Genomic DNA, 21,138 nt, shown 5'->3' on the forward strand with positions numbered 1-21,138 from the left:
GAGCTTCGTTAAGCTTGGCTTTTTTGCACCTAAATCCAAAAAGGTATTTTATGAATTATCCTATCGGAACCCCTGGTAAGCCATGGAACGACGCAGATAAAAAAGCATGGCTTGAGTTACAATCTGTCAAGCGAAGCTACCAAGATGATGTTGTTTCACAATTAGACGCCTTATCAGCTCACTTCGATATTGAGCAGTATGGTGCACTAAGTTATGACACCGAAAACTACCCTCTTTACATTCTAAAAAGTAAGCATTGGCAAGCAGATAAACCGTGTGTGCTGATAACCGGAGGTGTTCATGGCTATGAGACAAGTGGCGTTCATGGTGCACTAGCCTTTGCTAAAACAAAAGCAGCTGACTACCTTGAACATTTTAATATCTTGGTTGTGCCGTGTATTAGCCCATGGGGTTATGAAACAATCAACCGCTGGAATCCGAACGCAACAGATCCTAATCGTTCATTTTATAAAAATAGCCCCGCAGAAGAATCAGCAGCTATTATGTCTTTTTTAGCAGAGCATGATATCGCGCCGTTAGTGCATGTTGATTTGCATGAAACAACCGATACCGATAACAGTGAGTTTCGTCCAGCGCTGGCAGCCCGAGATGCAAAAACCCACGATAATTGGAACATTCCTGATGGTTTTTACCTTGTTGCAGACAGTGAACGACCGCAGGATGCCTTTCAAACAGCAATCATTAAAGCCGTTGAAAAGGTAACACATATTGCTCCAAGCGATGAAAACAACCAGCTCATTGGTGTTGTACAAACTCAATTTGGCGTCATAAATTACGAGGCGAAAAAACTGGGTTTATGCATGGGTTTAACCAATGCAAAATATGTTACTACCACAGAGGTATACCCTGACAGCCCACACGCTAACGATACAATTTGCATCAATGCTCAAGTCGCTTCTATTACCGGAGCACTTGATTACGTTGTTAATAATTAGTTAGTTATAAATCAATTATGTTGCATATAAATTATACACATATGGACGTAATACAGGTAAATTATTAATTAAAATAAACAATAGCGAAAAAGTTATGCTTTTTCGCTATTGTTCAAAAAATCGCTAGACACGCACTGCAGATTGTATAAAATTCGCGCTCTTTTAATTAGATAGGGAAGCAAATTGAATTTTAAGAATCACTATGGCAGTGTCGCTATAATCACTGATGGCCCCATTATTATTGGGCAATTTTCTGGTAATATTAATGCACGTTTGGTCAACGACTTCGCGGCTGGATTAAAAAAACATATTTGCGATTTAGCTGGAAAACCGTGGGCATACATTAGTCATTCAACAAATTTATATGCAACTACCCCAGATGCTGAGCACGGTTTTGTCAGCTTATTAAAAGAGTTGAAAGATACCAATTGTAAAGCCACCGCGTTTATATTTAGCTCATCCATTGTGCTAAACCAAATGAAGCGTGTAATTGCGCAAGCACAATCACCGATTCAAATTCTAGACTGTTTATATGATGATTTAGACAGTGCAAAGGCCTATGTTCTAAAACAACTAGAGTTAGCAGAAATGGCTTGTTAAAAACAAGCCATTTAATACCAATGTGCAAAAATACTTAATCTTTTTGAGTGATTAAACCAGTCGCTACCTGCGTTAAAAATGTCTGGTTTCAAACAACTAAATAACTAAATTTTTGCCTTGTTATCAACGCGGTTTTATTGCCTCAAAATAGACCACTTAATTAAGCACAATGGTATAGGTAGCCACTGTTTAATCTCTGTAGAATTTACTTTCTTTCGTTATGCCAATACTCGCATCTTCCAGTGCTTGTATATGAAAACGAATTGATGTCACTTTTGATTTTAACCCATAGCCATCTGCAACAACAGTCACTGGCACTCGCTTCATTTTACCGGCTTCAATTAAAATTGACTCTGCTACTTGCAACACTGCCCCATCAATTCCTGAAATGCCAATCGTATAATTTAACGGCTGCTGTGTTTTATTGATAATCGACAACGTGTAAGGATTCTCAACTAGCCCTTCAAAGTTAACCCGATATAAAGCGTTTCTATCCCTTATCACTGATGCTTCGATTGGCGTACGCATTGCTGTCCATACAACCATAGCTAAAATAAACAAAGCTGTTAGACCACCATAACCAAGTAGCTTCAACCTAAATGGATTTGTCGTTTCACCATCCATTTGCTTTTCAGAAGCATATTTTATTAACCCTTTTGGATAGTTAAATTTTTCCATTGTACTATCACAAGCATCAATACATAACCCACAGTTGATGCACTCGTATTGCAAGCCATTACGAATATCGATGCCAGCAGGGCAAACTTCAACACATAGATTACAGTCAACACAGTCACCTAGCCCAAGTGCTTTAGGGTCGGCTTTACGTTTACGTGCACCACGTGTTTCTCCCCTTTGTTGGTCATAAGTTACCACTAACGTGTCTTTATCAAACATCACTGATTGAAAACGAGAGTAAGGACAGGCGACAGTACACATTTTTTCACGTAAAAAACCCGCATTGCCATACGTACAAAATGCAAATAAAAACACCCAGAAGCTTACAATACCTGACATTTCAAGCGTAAATAAACTCATGTATAACGACTTTGCAGGAATAAAGTACGCCATAAAAGACATCGATGTGATTAATGAAATAAGTAACCACGCAGCATGTTTAATCACTTTTTTTTGTACTTTTGTTGCCGACCAAGGTGCCTTATCCATTTTTATACGTTGGTTTCTCGATCCTTCTATTTTTTGCTCAACCCATGTAAACATTAACATCCAGATTGTTTGCGGACAGGTGTAGCCACACCATACTCGCCCTAACCAATTCGTAACGAAAAACAAGGCAAATGCACCAGTCATAAATAACATAGCTAAAATCATAAAGTCTTGGGGTAATAGCGTTAGGCCAAACAAGCTAAACTTTTGACTCGCAACGTCTAATAGCACTGCTTGGTGACCTTTATAAGGTATCCATGGAATCGCTATAAATATAAGCATTAAAACCCATCCAAGGTATCGACGAATACGTTGAAAACGGCCTTTTTGCTCACGAATATAAATGGGACCCTCTTGATTATAGGGCTTGATTATAGGGCTTGATGATTAGGTCTTGCTCTTTGATTTCTAATTTCATTTTGCTACTTACTGTTAGTCTCGGTTCTAACAAGTAAGAGCAACAATCAGGCCAACAACAAAACACACATAACACATTGAAAAATAACGATATAAAATATATAGAACGCCTTAATTTCGTGAAATACCGCGAGCTTGCGTGATATTTCGCGCCTTAGTATTTAATACCTAGCTTTTTCATTTTTGATCGCAGAGTACTTTCTGGCAACTCAAGTAATGTCGCAGCACCATCCTCACCAGAAATTTTGCCATGACACTGCTTGAGTACAGTACAAATATGCTGTTTTTGCGCGGCATCAAGTGAAAGTACCACACCAGAAGCAGGGTCTTTATCACTCAACGCAGATGATAATTGCAGAACATTTTGTTTTGATAGAATTGCTTCACGCTCAAGTATGTTTTGTAATTCACGAATGTTGCCAGGCCACTCGTAGTTAGCAAGCTGTGCCAAGGTTGTTTTTGTAAGACCTTTAAAGTGTTTGCCAAGACGCTTATTAAGCTGGTTAATAATATTAGCAGCAAGCAAGGGGATATCTTCTTTTCGCTCACGCAATGCTGGTACGCGAATAGGAAATACATTTAATCGGTAATAGAGATCCATACGGAAACTTCCCTGCTCTACCATCTGCCATAAGTTTCGATTTGTGGCTGCAATAACACGAATATTCACAGTTAAAGTGTGTGTTCCCCCTACGCGCTCAAACTCATGTTCTTGTAATACTCTCAAAAGTTTACTCTGTAATTCAAGCGGTAGCTCTGCTATTTCATCTAAAAAAAGCGTTCCGTTATCAGCTAACTCAAAGCGACCTTTCCTGCGTTCATTCGCGCCTGTAAACGCCCCTTTTTCATGACCAAATAATTCAGATTCGATCAAATTTGCTGAGAATGCAGCACAATTTACTTTGATAAAAGGTTGCTCAGCTCTCGTACTCAAACGATGTAAGTTACGTGCGACAAGTTCTTTACCTGTGCCATTCTCCCCCAAAATAAGCACTGTGCTGTTTGTTTGGCTGACAAGGGTAATTTGTTCAAGCATCGTTTGAAATGAGTGACTTTTTCCAACAAGACCCGAATCTTGCCAATCTTCATTTAACTCAGAAATAAGATAAGCATTCTCTTCTTGTAATTGTTCAGATAAGTGCTGTACTTGCGCCAATGCATCACGCAAAGCGAGTTCGGTTTGCTGTTGTTTTGAAACGTCGCGAAAAATCGCGACAGCCCCTATCAGCTCACCATTCTTATAGACAGGTGTTGAGGTGTATTCTACTGCAAAATGGCTTCCATCTTTGCGCCAAAACACCTCATCGGTTACATGCCGGTGCTTGCCATCAAACATGGTGCAATATATCTGACATTCGTCGGCAGGATAAGGCGAGCCATCTTTTCTAGTATGATGATGATATTGGTGAATTTTTTTACCTAATAACTCATCGGCATGCCACCCCGTCATGCGCTCTGCGGCAGGGTTAACAAACACCGCATTGCCCGATAAGTCAAAGCCATAAATCCCTTCACCTACCGCATTGAGTAATAATGTTGGGTCGTTTAAAAATTCCTTAATCATACATAGGTTCCACTCGCGAAATATCACGAGCATTATGACAAGCTTTTGATTAGCAAACAAGTAAAGTAATAAAGGACTGTTATACCAATTGGCTTAATTAAGTGGTCTATGTTTAGGCAATAAAACCGCGTCAATAATAAGGTAAAAATGTCGCTATTTAGTTGTTTTCGGCAATTGCTCCTGCATTGCTCTACCTCCTGCATCCATGCAGTCGTAAATCAGACATTTTTGTCGCAGGTGGCACAGGTTTTATCACTCAAAATGATTATCTATTTTTACGGATTGGTGATAGTCAGTTGGCGACTAAGTTTGACGTTTACAAAATTACACTGACGTTTTTAGAAAAACGACTTAACTATTTTTAAATTGACGCACTCAATACATTAAAAAAGCGGCATTTTGCCGCTTTTTACACTGCTTGCTGATACCCTTTCTAGAGAGTAGGTACTAAGAGAATTTCACCCTGTGATACTTTCATATCCAAAGGTAACTTACTTAGTAGTGCCACTTTAGGGTCATTCATATTTAATTTATAAACTGGATTAACGGCTAAAAAGCTATTTATAACTTGCATCGCTTGCTCATCTAGTAAGTTTAAATTACCTTTAAACCCAGCAGTATCGACCGTGGTGTCTATTAATTTCACATTACGAAGAAACACCGCTTTTTTCTCACTGTCATAGAAAGGACTCCCCTCGATTTTTAGTTTTAATCTTACTGGGTATTTAAGTGCAAACGCTTTAATCACTGCACTTGAGTCTGCGCCTAAAACGACTACGTCGCGTTTATCTGGACCAACGTTAACACTTAAGTCATTCACTGAAAAATCAACTGGCAAACCCATCAACTTAATTTGTTCACTGAGTTTTGGTAACTGATTTGCAAGTGCAGTTTCTATTTCTGAATTTGTAAATGAATAAACAGATACACCTTGATCTGTGCTCTTACACGCCCCTAAAAATAAACACGTAAGTAATATTAAAATTCTCATTTTTTTCCTCAAAAAAGCCGCTTTAAAAGCGGCTTAAATCAACCATGTTAACTTATTTAATCTTTCAATAATCAAGATAAGTAGGATATGACACCCCACTTATCTTGAGAGAAAACTAAATACCTTAATCGATTGCTATTAATCGTTAAATTGCGAATATAACTTTAAGCCTAGCTAGTGTGTCAGGTGAAACTGAACCTTCACTGACCGCTAAAAGTTGTTTTAGATAGTAGTAAACATCAGCCTGTTCGCCACGATGCTTATCATCAAGCATTGCAACTTGCTCTGTCATACGTAATTGGCTATCGGCTGATTCAACCCCTGCTAAAATTTCAATACGTGTCAACAACTGCTGCGCAGTTAATGCTGTTGTTAACGAAGCCTGAAATTGAGCCGGTATAGTACTGCCCTCTTCTAGGGCACTAAACAAAGCAGCTAGCTTTGATTGTTCAGCTTGTTTACCAAGCACCTCTGTTTTCGCCGCGATGGCACTTTCTAATTGCGCAACTCGACCACTAAGTGATTTAGAGTAGTCTAATGCCGATAATTTAGCCGCTAAGTCTTTAAGTTGTGCTAAGTGAACCACACTGCCTAACGCAGACTCAAGCTCGGTTAATTCCACTGCAGCGACTTCATCATTCTGCTGTTGAGCTTGCTTTTGTATTTCAAACTCTGCGCTACGCTTTGCAAATGTCTCATCGTTGACACGTCTAAATTGCTGCCATAACGTGTTTTCTGCTTTCATGCCAGCAAAACCAATTGTTTGCCATGTTTGTTGCAATGCCTTTAATTGCTGACATGCGGTTGCAAGGTCGTCAGATTGAGAAAGTAGTGTTGCCTGCTCAACGAGGGCACTTTTCTGTTCCGCATTGGCTTTGTGAAATGCAGCTAACTTCGCATTCACTTGCGACTGAACCGTTTTGAACTCGCTGTGTAATTCACGATACGTTTTAGGGTCTACATTACCCGCAGAACGCCATGATTTACTGATGCGGTTATACTTACTTTCAAACTGTTTCCAGTCAAAATCATCGGTCTGTGCATCAAGCTCAGCTAATTGCTGCATTTGTGCAATAATATCTAAACGCTGTGTTTTTGCGTGCTCGCGCAACTGCTCTTGCTCTGCAAAATACTCACGACAAGGCGTGAACAACACTTCAATGTGTTGATCAAAAAGTTCACCCTGCTGTTTTTCGGCATCAGTATCTAAGCGACCTAATTCATTCCAACGACGGCGTAATTGTTTAACTTGCTCAGCACGCTGTTTAGGATCGGTACATGGCGTTGCAACAAGCTCACTGACCTCTTGTAAAATAGCGTCGCGCTTCGGCGCCGATGCATATTTTTGCCAGTCTTTCGCTTCTGCTAGCTGTGCCTCAAGATCTGCTTTTAATGTATTTAATGGCTGCTTATAAGACTCGGTTAATGTCTCATATAACTCTTCAAATCCTTTAAAAACACCAAAGGCAACATTAAAACGACCTTGATCAATCAAACGTTTAACATCACGTGCTTTGCGCTTCGCGGCTTGTTGGTTTTTGTCAAACTTACTCGTTAATGGCAACATAGCATGTTGCCACGCTTTCACACATTCCGTTAAGTTAGCTTTAAAGCGCCCTTGTAGGCGAGACGGGATATGCGAGAGTTTTTTTCGCGCGAATTTGCTTTTCTGCTCAAACTCTTTATTTAGCGTATCAAACTGTGTTTCATCGTCGCTTGTCGTAACCGCAGATAAAGCATCGAATGCCGCTTTATAGTCAGCAATCGCAGCAACTAACTGTGGTAACTGCTCCACTTGTTTAAACAAATTCGCTAAATGCTGTTTCACATCACGTACATTTTGATTGTCAGCAAGCTCAGTCTCAGCAAGTGCCTCTTTTGCTTGACTTACTTTCGCTTCAAGCCAATCTTGCTGTATTTGTTCTGGGGTCTCTAGACCGAGCTGTAATGCATTTTCAATTTCTTCGCCTAGCGCTTCTAAAGTAGCCAGTGCCAACACTTGACGCTGTTGCTCTGCAAGCTTTTGCTGCTGCGCCTCATGCTCTTTGCTAAGTATCGCAAGATGTGTATCTAACTTTGCGATAATGACTGAGTATTTTTTATCTAATAAGTTGACTTGTTCATCCGTTAGCCACTTTAACTCGATGGCCTGCCATTGCTGTAGTAAATCAGCATGTTGCTGAGATACTAGGTTGAAATCACTTTTTTCACGCAGTGCATTAAGTTTAGCAAGTACAATTCGGGTATCAGCTTCAACTTTAGCCGGCATTTCAGCGGCTAAACGCTCATTTTCTAAATGGGCAGCAAGTTGCGTATGCGCTTCACCTTTAGCATGTTTCAAAAGTGGTTTAGACAGTTGGTGTTGAATTACAAGTTCAACTAATTTGAGCTGTAACTCTTCGCTTCCTTCTTTGAAAGCTTTATCAACTAGGTTTGGGTTAGCTAAGCGTTTTAGTAACTTAACACGCACTTGAATTTCTTTTTCTGCAAACGCGAGTTTTTCAAGTGTTTTAACGGGTGCAAAACGTTCAATGAATTCGTTTTTTATGCTCTCATCAAGCTGACTGTCGGTGTTTAACACCGCTTGATTTATATGCTGTTCGGCAATCTCTTTTAATGCCTGATCTTGTTTATATACTTGCCACCATAAAACAATATCATTTACTTTATTCAATGCTTTTTTACGGATTTCTGCTGAACTGTCTTCAAGCGCGATGCTATTCAAAATGTTGACATCACGTTCTGAGTCAAGGCGTTCAACAGCAGCCAAACGAACTTGGCTCTTAGGGTGTTTCCATTTCGGTGTAAATAGGTGTTTAAAGATCATTTTCACTAAACCTAGCTATTTCATTTTCAGATGCGAATTCTTTTTGCAATTGAGCTTTGCTCTTTTGCACCATTTCACCATTGGCACCAATGGTAAACTGCTCATTGGTCTGCGAAACTTTAGCTTGATAAAGCATCACGAGTTGAACGGTTTGTTGTTTTTGCTCTTCAGTCAATACCGTGCCATCAGGCCATTTGCCTGTTGATGCGCCATACTGAAGACGTTCAAATACTTCTGGGGTGATATTCTTAACGATGTGATCAATATTCATGTTACTTTTTCTTTTTTAAAACAACTAAATAGATACGGCTTACAATATACCATACAAAGCCTACTGCCATGGCTGCCGAATAGGCATACCACTCTAAAGATTCTGCTTCAGGGTGAATAAAGTAATAACAGAAAAAGCCCCCTAAAAATAAAATCAGTGCGAGGAAAGAATGATTCATAAACTTTTGCTGTTTACGAATGCGCGTTTCTTTTTGCATTTGCTGCAACTGCTCATTGCTCAGCTCAGTGACTTGGCACTCACAATGAGGACATTGTTTATGTTTGTCAGATATTGATTTTGCACATTGCGGGCAACTAATAATCGCCATATCTTTCTCCATACTACGCATAAAAAAGGCGCCTTTAGGCGCCCTTTATTGTACTTGTTTTATGAGTCGATGTCTTTTTCGAATTGCATTCAATCGTGAAGATTCGAAAATAGTAATAACTAAGACGCTCTAACCCACACTTTAAGTTTATTGCTTTAGCAACTTATAATTTATCTTTTGCCTTTTGTTCAAGGCGTTTTTCCCAGAATGTGGCATTTTTAATCCCTAACTTAATAGGATCGAATGTAATTTCGCCACCGGCTTTCTTTTGCTCTTCATAATCGCGTAAACAATTAAGCGCAGGCTTAGCCACGAAAAAGATAGCTAAAATGCCCACAATATTAATCCACGCCATTAAGCCAACACCGATATCACCAATAGCCCAGATATACCCAGAGCTATTAACCATACCGTATGCCACCATAAACATAATAACGAGCTTTACAAGAACAAGTGGAATGCTCCCCTTGAAATAACGATTTAAGTAAGCAACGTTTGTCTCTGCGATATAGTAATAAGCAAGAATTGTCGTAAATGCAAAGAAAAACAACGCAATACCAACAAACGCCTGGCCAAAACCACCAAACACACTAAATAATGCCATTTGCGTAAAGGCTGCTGAGCCAATTTCAGTTGCTGCATCAACGTTTTGAACAATAAATTGCCCTTCGGGTAATTCACCTACGATATTATATTGTTGAGTAATTAAAATCATTAATGCCGTTGCTGTACATACAAAGATAGTATCAACATAGACTGAAAAAGCTTGCACTAATCCTTGTTGTGCTGGGTGATCAACCTCAGCGGCTGAAGCAGCATGCGGCCCCGTACCCTGACCCGCTTCATTTGAGTATATACCGCGTTTTACACCCCAACCTATCGCTGCACCAAAGCCCGCTTGAGCCGTAAATGCATCAGTAATAATAAGTGAAAAAATACCCGGTACTTTATCAAGGTTTATAAATACCACGATTAAAGCAAGAACAATGTAACCAAGAGCCATAAATGGCACAACGATTTGAGTAAAGTTGGCAATACGTTTAATGCCACCAAAAATAATGAACGCTAACACAATCAAAATGATCGCAAGTGCAACCAGTTTAAAGCTACCAACATCACCAAAACTTGTGCTCACTAATGTACCTTCGCCAAACACTTGGGTAAATGCGTTACCTACCGCATTCGCTTGTACACCTGGTAAAAATACACCGCATGCGATAATTGCCGACACAGCAAATAGCACTGCTAACCACTTTTGTTGTAAGCAACGATCAAAGTAATAAGCAGGGCCACCGCGATACTGGCCATCTTCTTCTGATTTATAAATTTGACCTAGTGTTGATTCTGCATACGCGGTACTGGCTCCTAAAAATGCCACGACCCACATCCAAAAAATAGCACCAGGGCCACCAAAACCAATTGCTGCAGCCACACCTGCGATGTTACCAACACCAACACGGCCTGATAACGAAACAGCCAAAGCTTGAAATGATGAAATACCGGTATTAGAACTGTTTGAGCTTAGTAGCAACTTACACATTTCTTTGAAATGTCTAACTTGAGCAAAACGGGTTAAAACGGAATAAAACAGACCTGCGCCAAGACATAAATAGATGAGTGCACTACTCCAGACTACGTCATTAACGGCGCTTACAAAAGCTTCCATGGATATCCTCTATGATTATATTTTTTATTGTTAGTTACGATACTCGGCGTTAGCTTGTGAGAATGCGCGACATACATATAGATGCGAGAAATAAATACTAAGATTAATTTACTTCTCAGCTAAACGTATTGAATATTAACTTAAATCAACCAACCTTGTTAACAGTTAATTTTCAATATAACAAATCTAATTACGTGATATGTAGCAGAAACAAGGACGGGCATCAGTATTCGCTGATGCCCGTCATTGGATTAGACTCGTTATCGTAATTTATCGACAACGTTAACAATGGCCGCTAGTGTATCTTGACCAAATTGATACGAGCGACGATCTGACCAGCCATAGTCAGGATCTGGTAAATCGTTATTATCTTTAAATGGCATTTCAACAGTGTACGCCAAAGCATTAAACTCATGAGCAACTGCAGAAGAACCAACCGTTAAGTTCGCTTGGCCTGGTTCATCTTTCGGATAACCGTGCTCATCTTGGAATTCAGGTGTCACTGTTAATAGCGCTGCTTTGAAGCTGTCTTCAAGCTCTTTTAAGCGGTCATCGTATCCCGGAATGCCTTCGCTGCCCGCAACAAAGTTATATGGAATAGCTTCGTCACCATGAATATCTAGGTGCATATCAAGGCCTGTTTCACGCATTTTATTTAGCACTAAGAATACTTCAGGGCTATTTTCCATGCTTGGCGTTTGCCATTCACGATTTAAGTTCACGCCTTTAGCATTGGTACGCAGATGACCACGAACGCTGCCATCTGGGTTCATGTTTGGCACAATGTAGAACACCGCTTTTGATAAAAGTGCAGCGGCATGTGGGTCTTCATCATCAAGTAATTTATGTAGTAAACCTTCAACGTACCACTCAGCCATCGTTTCGCCTGGGTGTTGGCGTGCAGTAATCCAAATTGTTTTCTTATCACTGCTTGGAATACCAACACGTAGCACACTCATGTCACGACCATCTAACGTTTCCCCGAGTGTTTCAAGCTCACAAGCGTGCTGGCTTTGTGCCCATGCTAATAAATCTAAATGACGGTCATAGCTGTATGGCGCAAAATACGCGAAATACACGCTGCCACACTCTGGTTCCATTTCAAATGATAGTGTGCCATTTGCGTACTCTGAAGGGACACGGAACCACGTTTGACGGTCGTAAGACGCAACAGCATGGTAACCTTCCCAACCATCTGGGTAGGCTGAATTTTCTAAGTTGTTGATATGTAACTTGTGGTTTTGAAATGGGGTTGTTTCTAGACGAAAGTGAAACCACTGGAAAAAATCAGACTGATTATCTTTATTGATTTCTAATTGAATATTCAGCGGGTCAACGGCTTCAATAACCTTGATGTTACCACTGTCAAAATTGCTGGTAATTTTCATTCTATAAACCTATTGCTTAAAAATAATTCTTAACGGCGTAGTCATTCGATAAGAATTAAGTCAACGCACCGATTAGGACGTTTTGTTAGTAATATGTAGCAGACTAAATACAGCCTACCACATGCAGAAAATTTGCAAAAACTTTCACGACTAAAAAAGCCAGCAATATGCTGGCTTTTAAATTTATCACGTTAGGTATTAGCGAGGTAAGCTTGGGAACGTTACTTCAGCCATATCACGCATACAACGTACTACTTGGCAGCTATAACCAAACTCGTTATCGTACCAAACGTAAAGTACAACACGGTTGTCATCAACAATCGTCGCTTGTGAATCTACAACACCTGCATAGCGGCTGCCCACTAAGTCTGTAGATACGATTTCTGTTGATGCAGTGTAATCGATTTGGTCACGTAAATCTGAATGCAGCGCAGTATCACGTAAGAAAGCATTTAACTCTTCAACGGTTGTGCCTTTTTCAAGGTTAAGGTTTAAGATAGCCATTGATACGTTAGGTGTAGGTACACGGATAGCGTTACCCGTCAGTTTACCTTCAAGTTCAGGTAATGCTTTTGATACAGCTTTAGCTGCACCTGTCGAAGTGATAACCATGTTAAGTGCCGCAGCACGACCACGACGCTCAGCACTGTGGTAGTTGTCGATTAAGTTTTGGTCATTTGTATAAGAGTGAACCGTTTCAACGTGGCCATTCTTAATACCAAACTTATCGTTTAATGCTTTAAGCGTTGGTGTGATTGCATTTGTTGTACAGCTTGCTGCACAGACAATTTTATCTTCAGGTTTGATATCTTTGTTATTTACACCGTAAACGATATTTTTAATATTACCTTTCGCAGGCGCAGTTAAAAGTACTTTTGAAGCGCCTTTTGATTCTAGGTGAAGTCCAAGACCTGCTTCGTCTTTCCAGATACCAGTATTATCAACGATAAGCGCGTTGTCGATACCGTATGCAGTGTAATCAATTTCGTTAGGTGAGTTAGCATAGATAACTTGGATGTAGCTACCGTTCGCTTTAATTGCATTGCGCTCTTTATCAATCGTAATAGAACCATTGAAAGGACCATGGATTGAGTCACGACGCAATAAACTTGCACGCTTTTCAAGGTCACCGTCTTTACCGCCACGTACAACTATCGCGCGTAAGCGTAAGTCTGCATAAGGACCTGATTTTTCAATTAATAAACGAGCTAACAAACGACCAATTCGGCCAAAACCATATAAAACAACGTCACGTGGCTCTTTACGCTCTGCATTCGCAATTTCAGCAAGCTCTTCAGTTAAATACTCTTCAACAGAACGGCCTTTAGCGGCATCGTTATATAAATAACCGTATGCTAATTTACCAATATCGATGCGTGCTGAGTTTAAATCCATTTTGCTGATGGCTTCTAAAAATGGGAAGCTCTCGCGCAAACGTAATTTAGTGCCTTCAAACTGAGCAACAGTTTTGTGTGCTTTGATGATATCGATAGGGCTAGCATTAACAAGCGGGCGGCCATAAACAGCAATTTCGATACCGCGGTTACGGTATAGGCGACCAATAATTGGTTGCATGCTTTCTGCGTAATCTTGGCGTTCTTGCCAGCTGTTTGTGTATTCTAACTCGTGAGATGAGGTCATTTTTTTTACCTAATTAAACAATTTTGAACGGATAGCCTTAAAAATATGCTGTGATTTGAGAGCAACACATCTCAGGCAGGGGTATTCTAATTTAAACTCAAATGATTCTCCACTGTTACAGAACAATTCATTGCGCTAGAATAAAGTCGTATTTATTAACTCGAGGTTAAGGAATGTTACTAAGAGCAAGCGTTTTGCTTGGTTTATTGGCATTAACAGGGTGTGAAGATCCGCTTACACTGGCTAAAGTGTGCGACGAAACACCGGGTTTTTGTAGTGATCTAAACAAAGATAGCCACTGCAAAGAACAACGTGCCGATGTGATAATTCAACGTTATGTTGAATATAAGTCACCCACTGACGAAAACAAATATCAATTATTGAAAGACTTTGAAAAATATAATCAATGTGTGTCTTTGGCAGCAAAAATTGAGCATATTAAGTTAAAAGAAAAAACCACATCTCGTGTGGAAGGTCATTTAACCAGTATTAAAGAAATGACACGTATCTTCCAAGACACTAAAGATACCAATCATCCAGGGCTACTCTATTACCATTGGTCACGCAATAACGACCAATCAGCGTTATCAAAATTACTTGCTTTAGAGAACAAACAAGATAAACGCGTAACAGAAAATGCAGAAATACAATTTTTCTTAGCCAGTTACTATGTCAAGTTTGACGATGAAAAAACCATTGATCTGCTCTACAAAACATTAGAGCTAAATAAGGCGGGTCAAACACCTAACCCAGAAATTTATCCAACACTTGTAAGCTTATTTTACAAACACGAAAAATATAAGCACGCTTACACATTTGCACGTGTTGCACAATTATCAGGGTTTGAAAATGTTGATATCTTGCCGATTGAGCACAAGCTCACCGTTTCTGGTAAAAGTCTCGACAGCCTCAATGAGCTCGCACAAAAAACTTACGACAGCATTCAAGCTGGCGAATTTGTCTCGCCCCGAGGCTTTTAAAAATAAAAAAGGCAGCGAATGCTGCCTTTTCTTATTTTGATTTGCTTGTACCAACTTCCACACGAGTTTTAAGCTTCTGACCTGGTCTAAAGGTCACAACTCGGCGTGCCGAAATAGGGATGTCTTCGCCTGTTTTCGGATTACGGCCTGGACGTTCTTTTTTATCTCGAAGATCAAAGTTACCAAATCCAGAGAGCTTAACCTGCTCGCCTTTTTCTAGCGCTGAGCGGATTTCTTCAAAAAACGCTTCAACTAAATCTTTGGCATCTTTTTTATTGATCCCGAGTTTTTCAAATAGGTGTTCAGCTATGTCGGCTTTAGTAAGCGCCATATCTAGTCCCTCAACGATGCGTTAAATTGTTCGGCCAATGCGGCCACCACATTATCAACTACTTGATTGATATCTTTCTCTTCGAGCGTTCTATCAACCGCTTGCAGTGTTAGAGCAATCGCCAAACTCTTATAATTTGGCTCAATACCTTTGCCCTTATACACATCGAATAAGTTTAGGTCAACCAATTGATTTCCGCCAACTTTTTCTATGACCTTAAAAATATCACCCGATTTCACGTGATCTTCCACTAAAATCGCGATATCACGGCGGTTTGACGGGAATTTCGACACTGCAACTGCTTCAGGTAATTTTCTTTTTTCAAGAGCCGACATTTCAATTTCAAACACGAATGCTGTGTTATTGATATCTAGCGACTTTTGTACTTGTGGGTGAACCGCACCAAAGAAACCAACCTTTTTACCATCAGCATAAATAACGGCAGATTGACCAGGGTGTAAGCCATCTGACTGTTCTGCTTTTATCTCAAAACGTGACATATCGTTGCTAATAGCTAAAAGTGCCTCAACATCGCCCTTTAAGTCATAAAAATCAACAGGACGCTTTTCTTGAACCCAATGTTCACCGTGAGCAAGACCCGAAATCACACCACCGATTACCGCAACTTGGTTTACCCCGTTTTCGGCCTGTTCGTCACGTAAGAATTTTAAGCCATGTTCAAACAAACGAACACGCGGTTGCTGACGATTTTGGTTATACACCAATGATGCCAACAAGCCAGGCATTAAGCTTACACGCATCGCTGACATTTCAACTGAAATTGGGTGCGGTAATATCAATGCATCACTTTGCGGATGCAGGATTGCTTGTGCTTTAGGGTCTACGAAGCTGTATGTGATGGCTTCTTGATAACCACGTGTCACTAAAGTATTACGGAATTTAGTAACCGAAACATGTGATTCATTGTGGTTAGTCATTTTTAGCTTAGCTGTCGGCGCTACGTTTGGAATGCTGTTATAACCAAACACACGCGCCACTTCTTCAATTAAGTCTTCTTCGATACGGATATCAAAGCGGTAACTAGGTACATCAGCGCTCCATACACCATCGACAATTTTCACGTCTAAGCCTAAACGCGTTAGGATATCAGTAACTTTTGCATCATCAATGTGATAACCAATGACACGGTCTAAACGCTCACGGCGTAAACGCACTTCAGTTACTTTTGGCAATTTATCATTTGCAACCGCTTCAACGACTGGACCTGCTTCACCACCTACAATATCAAGTAACAGTGCTGTTGCACGCTCCATTGCATCTTTTTGCAAGGCAAAGTCAACACCGCGCTCATAGCGATGTGATGCATCTGTGTGAAGACCGTAACTACGTGCTTGGCCCGCAATAGCAACTGGGTTGAAAAACGCACTTTCTAATAAAATATCAGAGGTTGATTCTGTCACACCTGACTTTTCGCCACCAAAAATACCTGCAATAGCAAGCGCTTTGTTGTGATCTGCAATAACAAGCGTAGACTCATTCAGTTTAGCTGTGTTGCCATCAAGAAGGACCAACTCTTCGCCCGCATGAGCGCTGCGAACTTTAATGCCGCCTTCAATCGCATTTAAGTCAAATGCGTGCATTGGGTGGCCAAGCTCTAATAACACGTAGTTTGTTACATCAACCACTGGGTCGATTGAACGAATACCACTGCGGCGCAGCTTTTCTACCATCCAAAGTGGTGTCTGTGCATCTAAGTTAATTCCCTTGATTACACGACCTAAATAACGAGGACAGGCATCATCGTTAACAAGTTCAATTGAAACTTTGTCGTCGATCGTTGCAGCAACTGGCGCAATATCAAGTGTATTAACATCTATACTGTTTAGAACACCCACTTCACGGGCAAGACCTTTTATGCCTAAACAGTCACCACGGTTTGGTGTAAGGTCAACATCAATGATGTTGTCATCTAGGTTTAAATACTCGCGTAAATCTGTACCGATTGGTGCATCAGCTGGCAATTCCATGATGCCGTCGCCTTCTTCGCTGATCCCTAATTCAACGAATGCGCACAGCATACCATGTGAGGGTTGACCACGAAGCTTGGCTTTTTTAATTTTAAAGTCGCCAGGTAAAACTGCACCAACCGTGGCAACAGCTACTTTTAGTCCTTGACGGCAGTTTGGTGCACCACACACGATATCAAGAAGCTCATCACCGCCAACATTTACTTTAGTCACACGTAGTTTGTCTGCATCTGGGTGCTGACCACATTCAACAACTTCACCAACGACAACACCGGTAAATTCTGCCGCTGCGGGCTCCACGCCATCCACTTCAAGACCAGCCATTGATAACTGTTCCGAAAGAGCCTGCGTGTCGATTGCTGGGTTAACCCACTCTCTTAACCACTTTTCACTAAATTTCATTTTTTTTCTTCACTCTTAACGGAACTGGTTTAGGAATTTTAAATCGTTTTCGAAAAATGCACGTAAGTCATTTACGCCATAACGTAACATTGTTAAGCGCTCTACACCCATACCGAATGCAAAGCCGGTGTATTTTTCAGGATCGATACCTACTGATTTAAGAACGTTAGGGTGTACCATGCCACAACCAAGTACTTCTAACCATTTACCGTTTTTACCCATTACGTCAACCTCTGCTGATGGCTCAGTAAATGGGAAGTAAGATGGACGGAAACGAATTTCCATATCTTCTTCAAAGAAGTTACGTAGAAAATCGTGAAGAATACCTTTTAACTCTGTGAAACTAACATCTGTATCAACCATCAAGCCTTCCACTTGGTGGAACATCGGCGTGTGCGTTTGGTCATAATCGTTACGGTATACACGACCAGGAGAGATAATACGCAATGGCGGCTGTTCCGTTTCCATAGTACGAATTTGCACACCACTTGTTTGCGTACGTAGCACAAGCTTAGGATTAAAATAGAAAGTATCGTGATCCGCACGCGCTGGATGATGCTCAGGAATATTTAATGCGTCGAAGTTATGAAAATCGTCTTCAACTTCAGGGCCTGATTTAACCGCAAAACCTAATTCGCCGAAAAAGCTCTCAATTCGCTCAATTGTACGAGTTACTGGGTGTAAGCCACCTGTTGGCATAACACGACCAGGTAATGTTACGTCGATCGTTTCTGCGGCTAGCTTTTCTTCAAGAGCCTTACTTGCTAGTAACTCACGCTTTTCGTTGATTGCTGTTTGTACTTCTTGTTTTGCTTGGTTAATCACTTGACCCGCTTCTTTACGCTCTTCAGGGGCAATCTTGCCAAGCGTTTTAAGTAAGTTGGTGATTTCACCCTTTTTACCAAGGTAATTAACCCTGATATCTTCTAATTGCGCGATTTCACTCGCACTGGCTACAGCCTCAAGTGCTTGCGCTAAAATATTTTCTAAGTTCATTGAGTACCTGGTTTTTCACAGAGGATTTTGTAATAGCTAATGATAACTGAAAGCAAGGACTAGATTCTAGCCCTACTAAAGCTTTAACGTTGATTTTATGAAAGGAATAGTTAATTTTCTTTGTGCAGCCATCGATGCATGGTCAAGTTTGTCCAATACATCCAATAATGCTCGCATATCACGACTTAATCGGGTTAATAAAAAGCGGGCACACTCATCGGTTAATTCAAGGCCACGCATATGAGCACGACGTACTAGCGCTTCTGCTTTATCATCATCGCTCATAGAACGAATTTGCAACGTTGTGCCCCACTTTAAACGCGACTCCAAGTCGGGCAAATTAATATGCAACATGTCTGGAAGCAAATCAGCCGTTACCACTAAAAACTTGCTCGGCTCGTTAAAGCGATTAAAAAAGTTAAAAAGGCCTTTTTCCCACGCATCATTCCCTGCAATAAGGTGCAAGTCATCAATACATAGAACATCGAGCGTTTCTAATCCTTCGAGCACAACTGGACCAAAATCAATGACCTCTCGCATCGATAACAACATCGTTGATAGACCCAGTTCTTGCGCGTGTATACAGGTTGCATAAAGTAAGTGTGACTTGCCTGAGTCACCTAAACCGCACAAATATGTGTATTGAAACTTGCTATTTAACTTAGTAAAAGCATCTTTCAAGTGGCTGACTTCAAGCGAGTTTTCACCACCAAAATACGATGTAAATGTTTCATCATCAGGCAACGTTACTGGCAATGCCATTTGCATAGGTTCTTGCACGAGTGTTAAAGCCCCTGCCATTGATACTCTAGTTCATCGTTGTTGACGACTTGATAAAAATCTCTTGGGTTTTGGTAGGCTTTAAAAGCACTATCAAGTTCTAATGCTTTTCTAAAATCATTCATACTGCCAGTGTGATTCACAACAAATTGTACGGAGTCAGGAGTACGAACAGCAATTTGTGCTTGTGTAACAACACTTAAACTTTCTAAGCGACGTTTTGCAAACTCAATATCAACAAAGTTCGTAATTCCTTTTAAATGAAAGGTTGCGGTTGCGAGTTGCCCAATCATGGTAGGATCAATGGCGTACTCAAGCGCTAAGCCGCCTGCTAGGCTATCTACCATATCAGCCACAATTTGTTGCTTATCACCCACCAAGCGATTCGATTCAAACAATTCATCATTGGTAAACCGCCAATCAAGCACCCACGTTTCAGAATCCTGCTGTTTATACATGCGCGCAGTAATACTTCTTTCAGCACTGTAACGACTTGAAGCTCGCTCTACAGGGTCTGAAAAGTTCCCCCATACTTCTGGAATACCGACAATGGCTCGATCTTCTAAATCAAGCAATGGCACAACAACGGGTAAACCGCGGCGACCTGCTTTATCATATATAAGCTGTTCAAGCTGAGGGTAACTTTCTTGTGTCACAAGTTCGCGACGCCAGTTATCTTCAATTGCAAGCCAAATTGCCACCAATGGACGACGAGTCCCCCAAAGTGGAAGATTTAAATCTTTAATTAACGCATTGATTTTATTCGCTTCAAATTTTACGACGAGATTTAAAGTGCCATCTGCTTTTTCGTCGTATTCGAATTTAAGCATGTAATCTGAAATGTCTTTCGTGCGCTCTTTCGCGGTTGGATTTTGATCCGCACTCGTGTCGCCACTCACTTTAACCAATACATTCAGAAGCGCTTCACGGCTTGCTGCTAGGCGAGCATCGCGTGATTTATCAGCCACTTTAAGGGTATCTTGGTATAAGTTGGTTACTTCAACTGCAAATACTGACGCACTCGAAAAAAATAATAATAAACAAATAAGTAATCTAGACACTGGCTATTAGTTCTTGCTTTTAAACTCATTTGATCCTAAATCAAAGCCATAAACAAAGCAAAGTTAATTTACTGAACGGTCGCTGATCATAAGGTGATTCATCGTGCACAACGCTGTTAGAAGACTCATTAATAAAGGACGAATCAGCGCTAGGCGAAGTAGACAGCTTTAAAGATTTCAGCCCACTCTTCCCCTTTGATCGATACATCGTGATTAAACACCGTAGGAGATTTATGGACTCCCATAAAATAATGACACTGCGAGTAATCGTATGCGTTTTCGTGCGTTTGGTTCTTTTCGCGAAAGCGCTAAAAGCTGTTCAGCTATGTTTTGGTTCAATGTTATTAACCGGTGATTTTATATAGCCTATATTAGATCAGATATTAAAGCGGAATGGTATTAGCCCTGAACTTAATTAGGAGCCATGGTGCGCTACGCAGTAAGATGTCTTACTTTCACATGGTCAATGCCACACGATGCTTACAAAGATATAGGTCGTAGGGGTCTTGGTTGGGTATTTTATTTTTCTACAGGCAACAAAAAACCCGCTGCATTGCTGCAACGGGTTTCTTTAATTAGGAGCCTGGCGATGTCCTACTTTCACATGGCAAATGCCACACTATCATCGGCGCTGTTTCGTTTCACTACTGAGTTCGGCATGGAATCAGGTGGGTCCAAAACGCTATTGTCACCAAGCAAAATGCGTGGAAAGGATTCTCGACAAAGCGCATCGCGCTTACGAGTCCTTTGCGCAAGGTGAACTGATTTCGCATTAAGCGCTGCG

The 21,138-nt window shown here is 40.7% G+C and carries 16 protein-coding genes, 1 rRNA gene and 1 pseudogene; 3 read left to right on the forward strand and 15 right to left on the reverse strand.

Translation table 11 applies throughout. The features are described 5' to 3' along the window. The first annotated feature begins 50 nt into the window (after positions 1 to 50). The gene (locus BM378_RS01470; protein ID WP_074988349.1) at positions 51 to 956 is read left to right on the forward strand and encodes a M14 family metallopeptidase; all 906 of its coding nucleotides are present in this window, start codon (positions 51 to 53) and stop codon (positions 954 to 956) included. A gap of 183 nt (positions 957 to 1,139) precedes the next feature. Beyond that, a complete protein-coding gene (locus tag BM378_RS01475) occupies positions 1,140 to 1,556 on the forward strand; it encodes a hypothetical protein (RefSeq protein ID WP_036969014.1) in 417 nt (138 codons plus the stop codon). A 189-nt stretch (positions 1,557 to 1,745) separates the two neighbouring features. Here the strand turns inward: BM378_RS01475 and ccoG are convergent. The 9 genes and pseudogenes from ccoG to BM378_RS01525 all read right to left on the reverse strand — a co-directional run bounded on the left by ccoG (position 1,746) and on the right by BM378_RS01525 (position 13,816). After that, positions 1,746 to 3,141 (reverse strand): annotated as a pseudogene (ccoG, locus tag BM378_RS01480) (cytochrome c oxidase accessory protein CcoG). A 153-nt stretch (positions 3,142 to 3,294) separates the two neighbouring features. Next, positions 3,295 to 4,704, reverse strand: coding sequence for a sigma-54 interaction domain-containing protein (locus BM378_RS01485; RefSeq protein WP_036969017.1), 1,410 nt, complete (start codon positions 4,702 to 4,704; stop codon positions 3,295 to 3,297). Between the two features lie 433 nt (positions 4,705 to 5,137). Next, positions 5,138 to 5,695, reverse strand: a complete 558-nt coding sequence (locus tag BM378_RS01495; protein ID WP_036969019.1) for a YceB family lipoprotein — start codon at positions 5,693 to 5,695, stop codon at positions 5,138 to 5,140. A gap of 145 nt (positions 5,696 to 5,840) precedes the next feature. Continuing rightward, the gene (locus tag BM378_RS01500) at positions 5,841 to 8,522 is read right to left on the reverse strand and encodes a DUF349 domain-containing protein (RefSeq protein WP_074988354.1); all 2,682 of its coding nucleotides are present in this window, start codon (positions 8,520 to 8,522) and stop codon (positions 5,841 to 5,843) included. Beyond that, positions 8,512 to 8,793 (reverse strand): YeaC family protein, encoded by a 282-nt coding sequence (locus tag BM378_RS01505; protein ID WP_036969024.1) that lies wholly within the window; start codon positions 8,791 to 8,793, stop codon positions 8,512 to 8,514. Before BM378_RS01505 ends, BM378_RS01500 begins: the two co-directional genes overlap by 11 nt. 1 nt (position 8,794) lies before the next feature. After that, on the reverse strand, positions 8,795 to 9,121 hold the full coding sequence (locus BM378_RS01510; RefSeq protein ID WP_036969280.1) for a hypothetical protein: 327 nt from the start codon (positions 9,119 to 9,121) through the stop codon (positions 8,795 to 8,797). A 163-nt stretch (positions 9,122 to 9,284) separates the two neighbouring features. Beyond that, the gene (locus BM378_RS01515; protein WP_065979799.1) at positions 9,285 to 10,787 is read right to left on the reverse strand and encodes an alanine/glycine:cation symporter family protein; all 1,503 of its coding nucleotides are present in this window, start codon (positions 10,785 to 10,787) and stop codon (positions 9,285 to 9,287) included. Between the two features lie 260 nt (positions 10,788 to 11,047). After that, entirely contained in the window at positions 11,048 to 12,175 is a 1,128-nt protein-coding gene (locus tag BM378_RS01520; protein WP_074988356.1) for a M14 family metallopeptidase, read from the reverse strand. Positions 12,176 to 12,373: 198 nt separating this feature from the next. Then, entirely contained in the window at positions 12,374 to 13,816 is a 1,443-nt protein-coding gene (locus BM378_RS01525) for a glyceraldehyde-3-phosphate dehydrogenase (RefSeq protein ID WP_036969029.1), read from the reverse strand. Between the two features lie 173 nt (positions 13,817 to 13,989). Between BM378_RS01525 and BM378_RS01530 the strand changes: the two genes are divergently transcribed. Then, positions 13,990 to 14,796, forward strand: a complete 807-nt coding sequence (locus BM378_RS01530; RefSeq protein WP_036969031.1) for a DUF2989 domain-containing protein — start codon at positions 13,990 to 13,992, stop codon at positions 14,794 to 14,796. Positions 14,797 to 14,827: 31 nt separating this feature from the next. Here BM378_RS01530 and ihfA read toward each other — a convergent pair whose 3' ends face one another. From ihfA to rrf, 6 genes are all read right to left on the reverse strand, one after another. Next, positions 14,828 to 15,127, reverse strand: coding sequence for an integration host factor subunit alpha (gene ihfA / locus BM378_RS01535; protein ID WP_036969033.1), 300 nt, complete (start codon positions 15,125 to 15,127; stop codon positions 14,828 to 14,830). 2 nt (positions 15,128 to 15,129) lie between these two features. Further along, positions 15,130 to 17,517, reverse strand: coding sequence for a phenylalanine--tRNA ligase subunit beta (gene pheT, locus BM378_RS01540; RefSeq protein WP_074988358.1), 2,388 nt, complete (start codon positions 17,515 to 17,517; stop codon positions 15,130 to 15,132). Positions 17,518 to 17,532: 15 nt separating this feature from the next. Then, the gene (gene pheS / locus BM378_RS01545; protein WP_074988360.1) at positions 17,533 to 18,513 is read right to left on the reverse strand and encodes a phenylalanine--tRNA ligase subunit alpha; all 981 of its coding nucleotides are present in this window, start codon (positions 18,511 to 18,513) and stop codon (positions 17,533 to 17,535) included. A gap of 75 nt (positions 18,514 to 18,588) precedes the next feature. Continuing rightward, entirely contained in the window at positions 18,589 to 19,314 is a 726-nt protein-coding gene (hda, locus tag BM378_RS01550) for a DnaA regulatory inactivator Hda (protein ID WP_213019300.1), read from the reverse strand. Further along, the gene (locus BM378_RS01555) at positions 19,299 to 20,354 is read right to left on the reverse strand and encodes a DUF2066 domain-containing protein (RefSeq protein ID WP_036969039.1); all 1,056 of its coding nucleotides are present in this window, start codon (positions 20,352 to 20,354) and stop codon (positions 19,299 to 19,301) included. The genes hda and BM378_RS01555 overlap by 16 nt, the downstream gene beginning before the upstream one ends. Positions 20,355 to 20,935: 581 nt before the next feature. Beyond that, a 5S ribosomal RNA gene (rrf, locus tag BM378_RS01560) occupies positions 20,936 to 21,050 on the reverse strand. Positions 21,051 to 21,138: the final 88 nt, after the last annotated feature.

Origin of the sequence: Pseudoalteromonas lipolytica (genome assembly GCF_900116435.1) — a bacterium.
GTDB lineage: Bacteria > Pseudomonadota > Gammaproteobacteria > Enterobacterales > Alteromonadaceae > Pseudoalteromonas > Pseudoalteromonas lipolytica.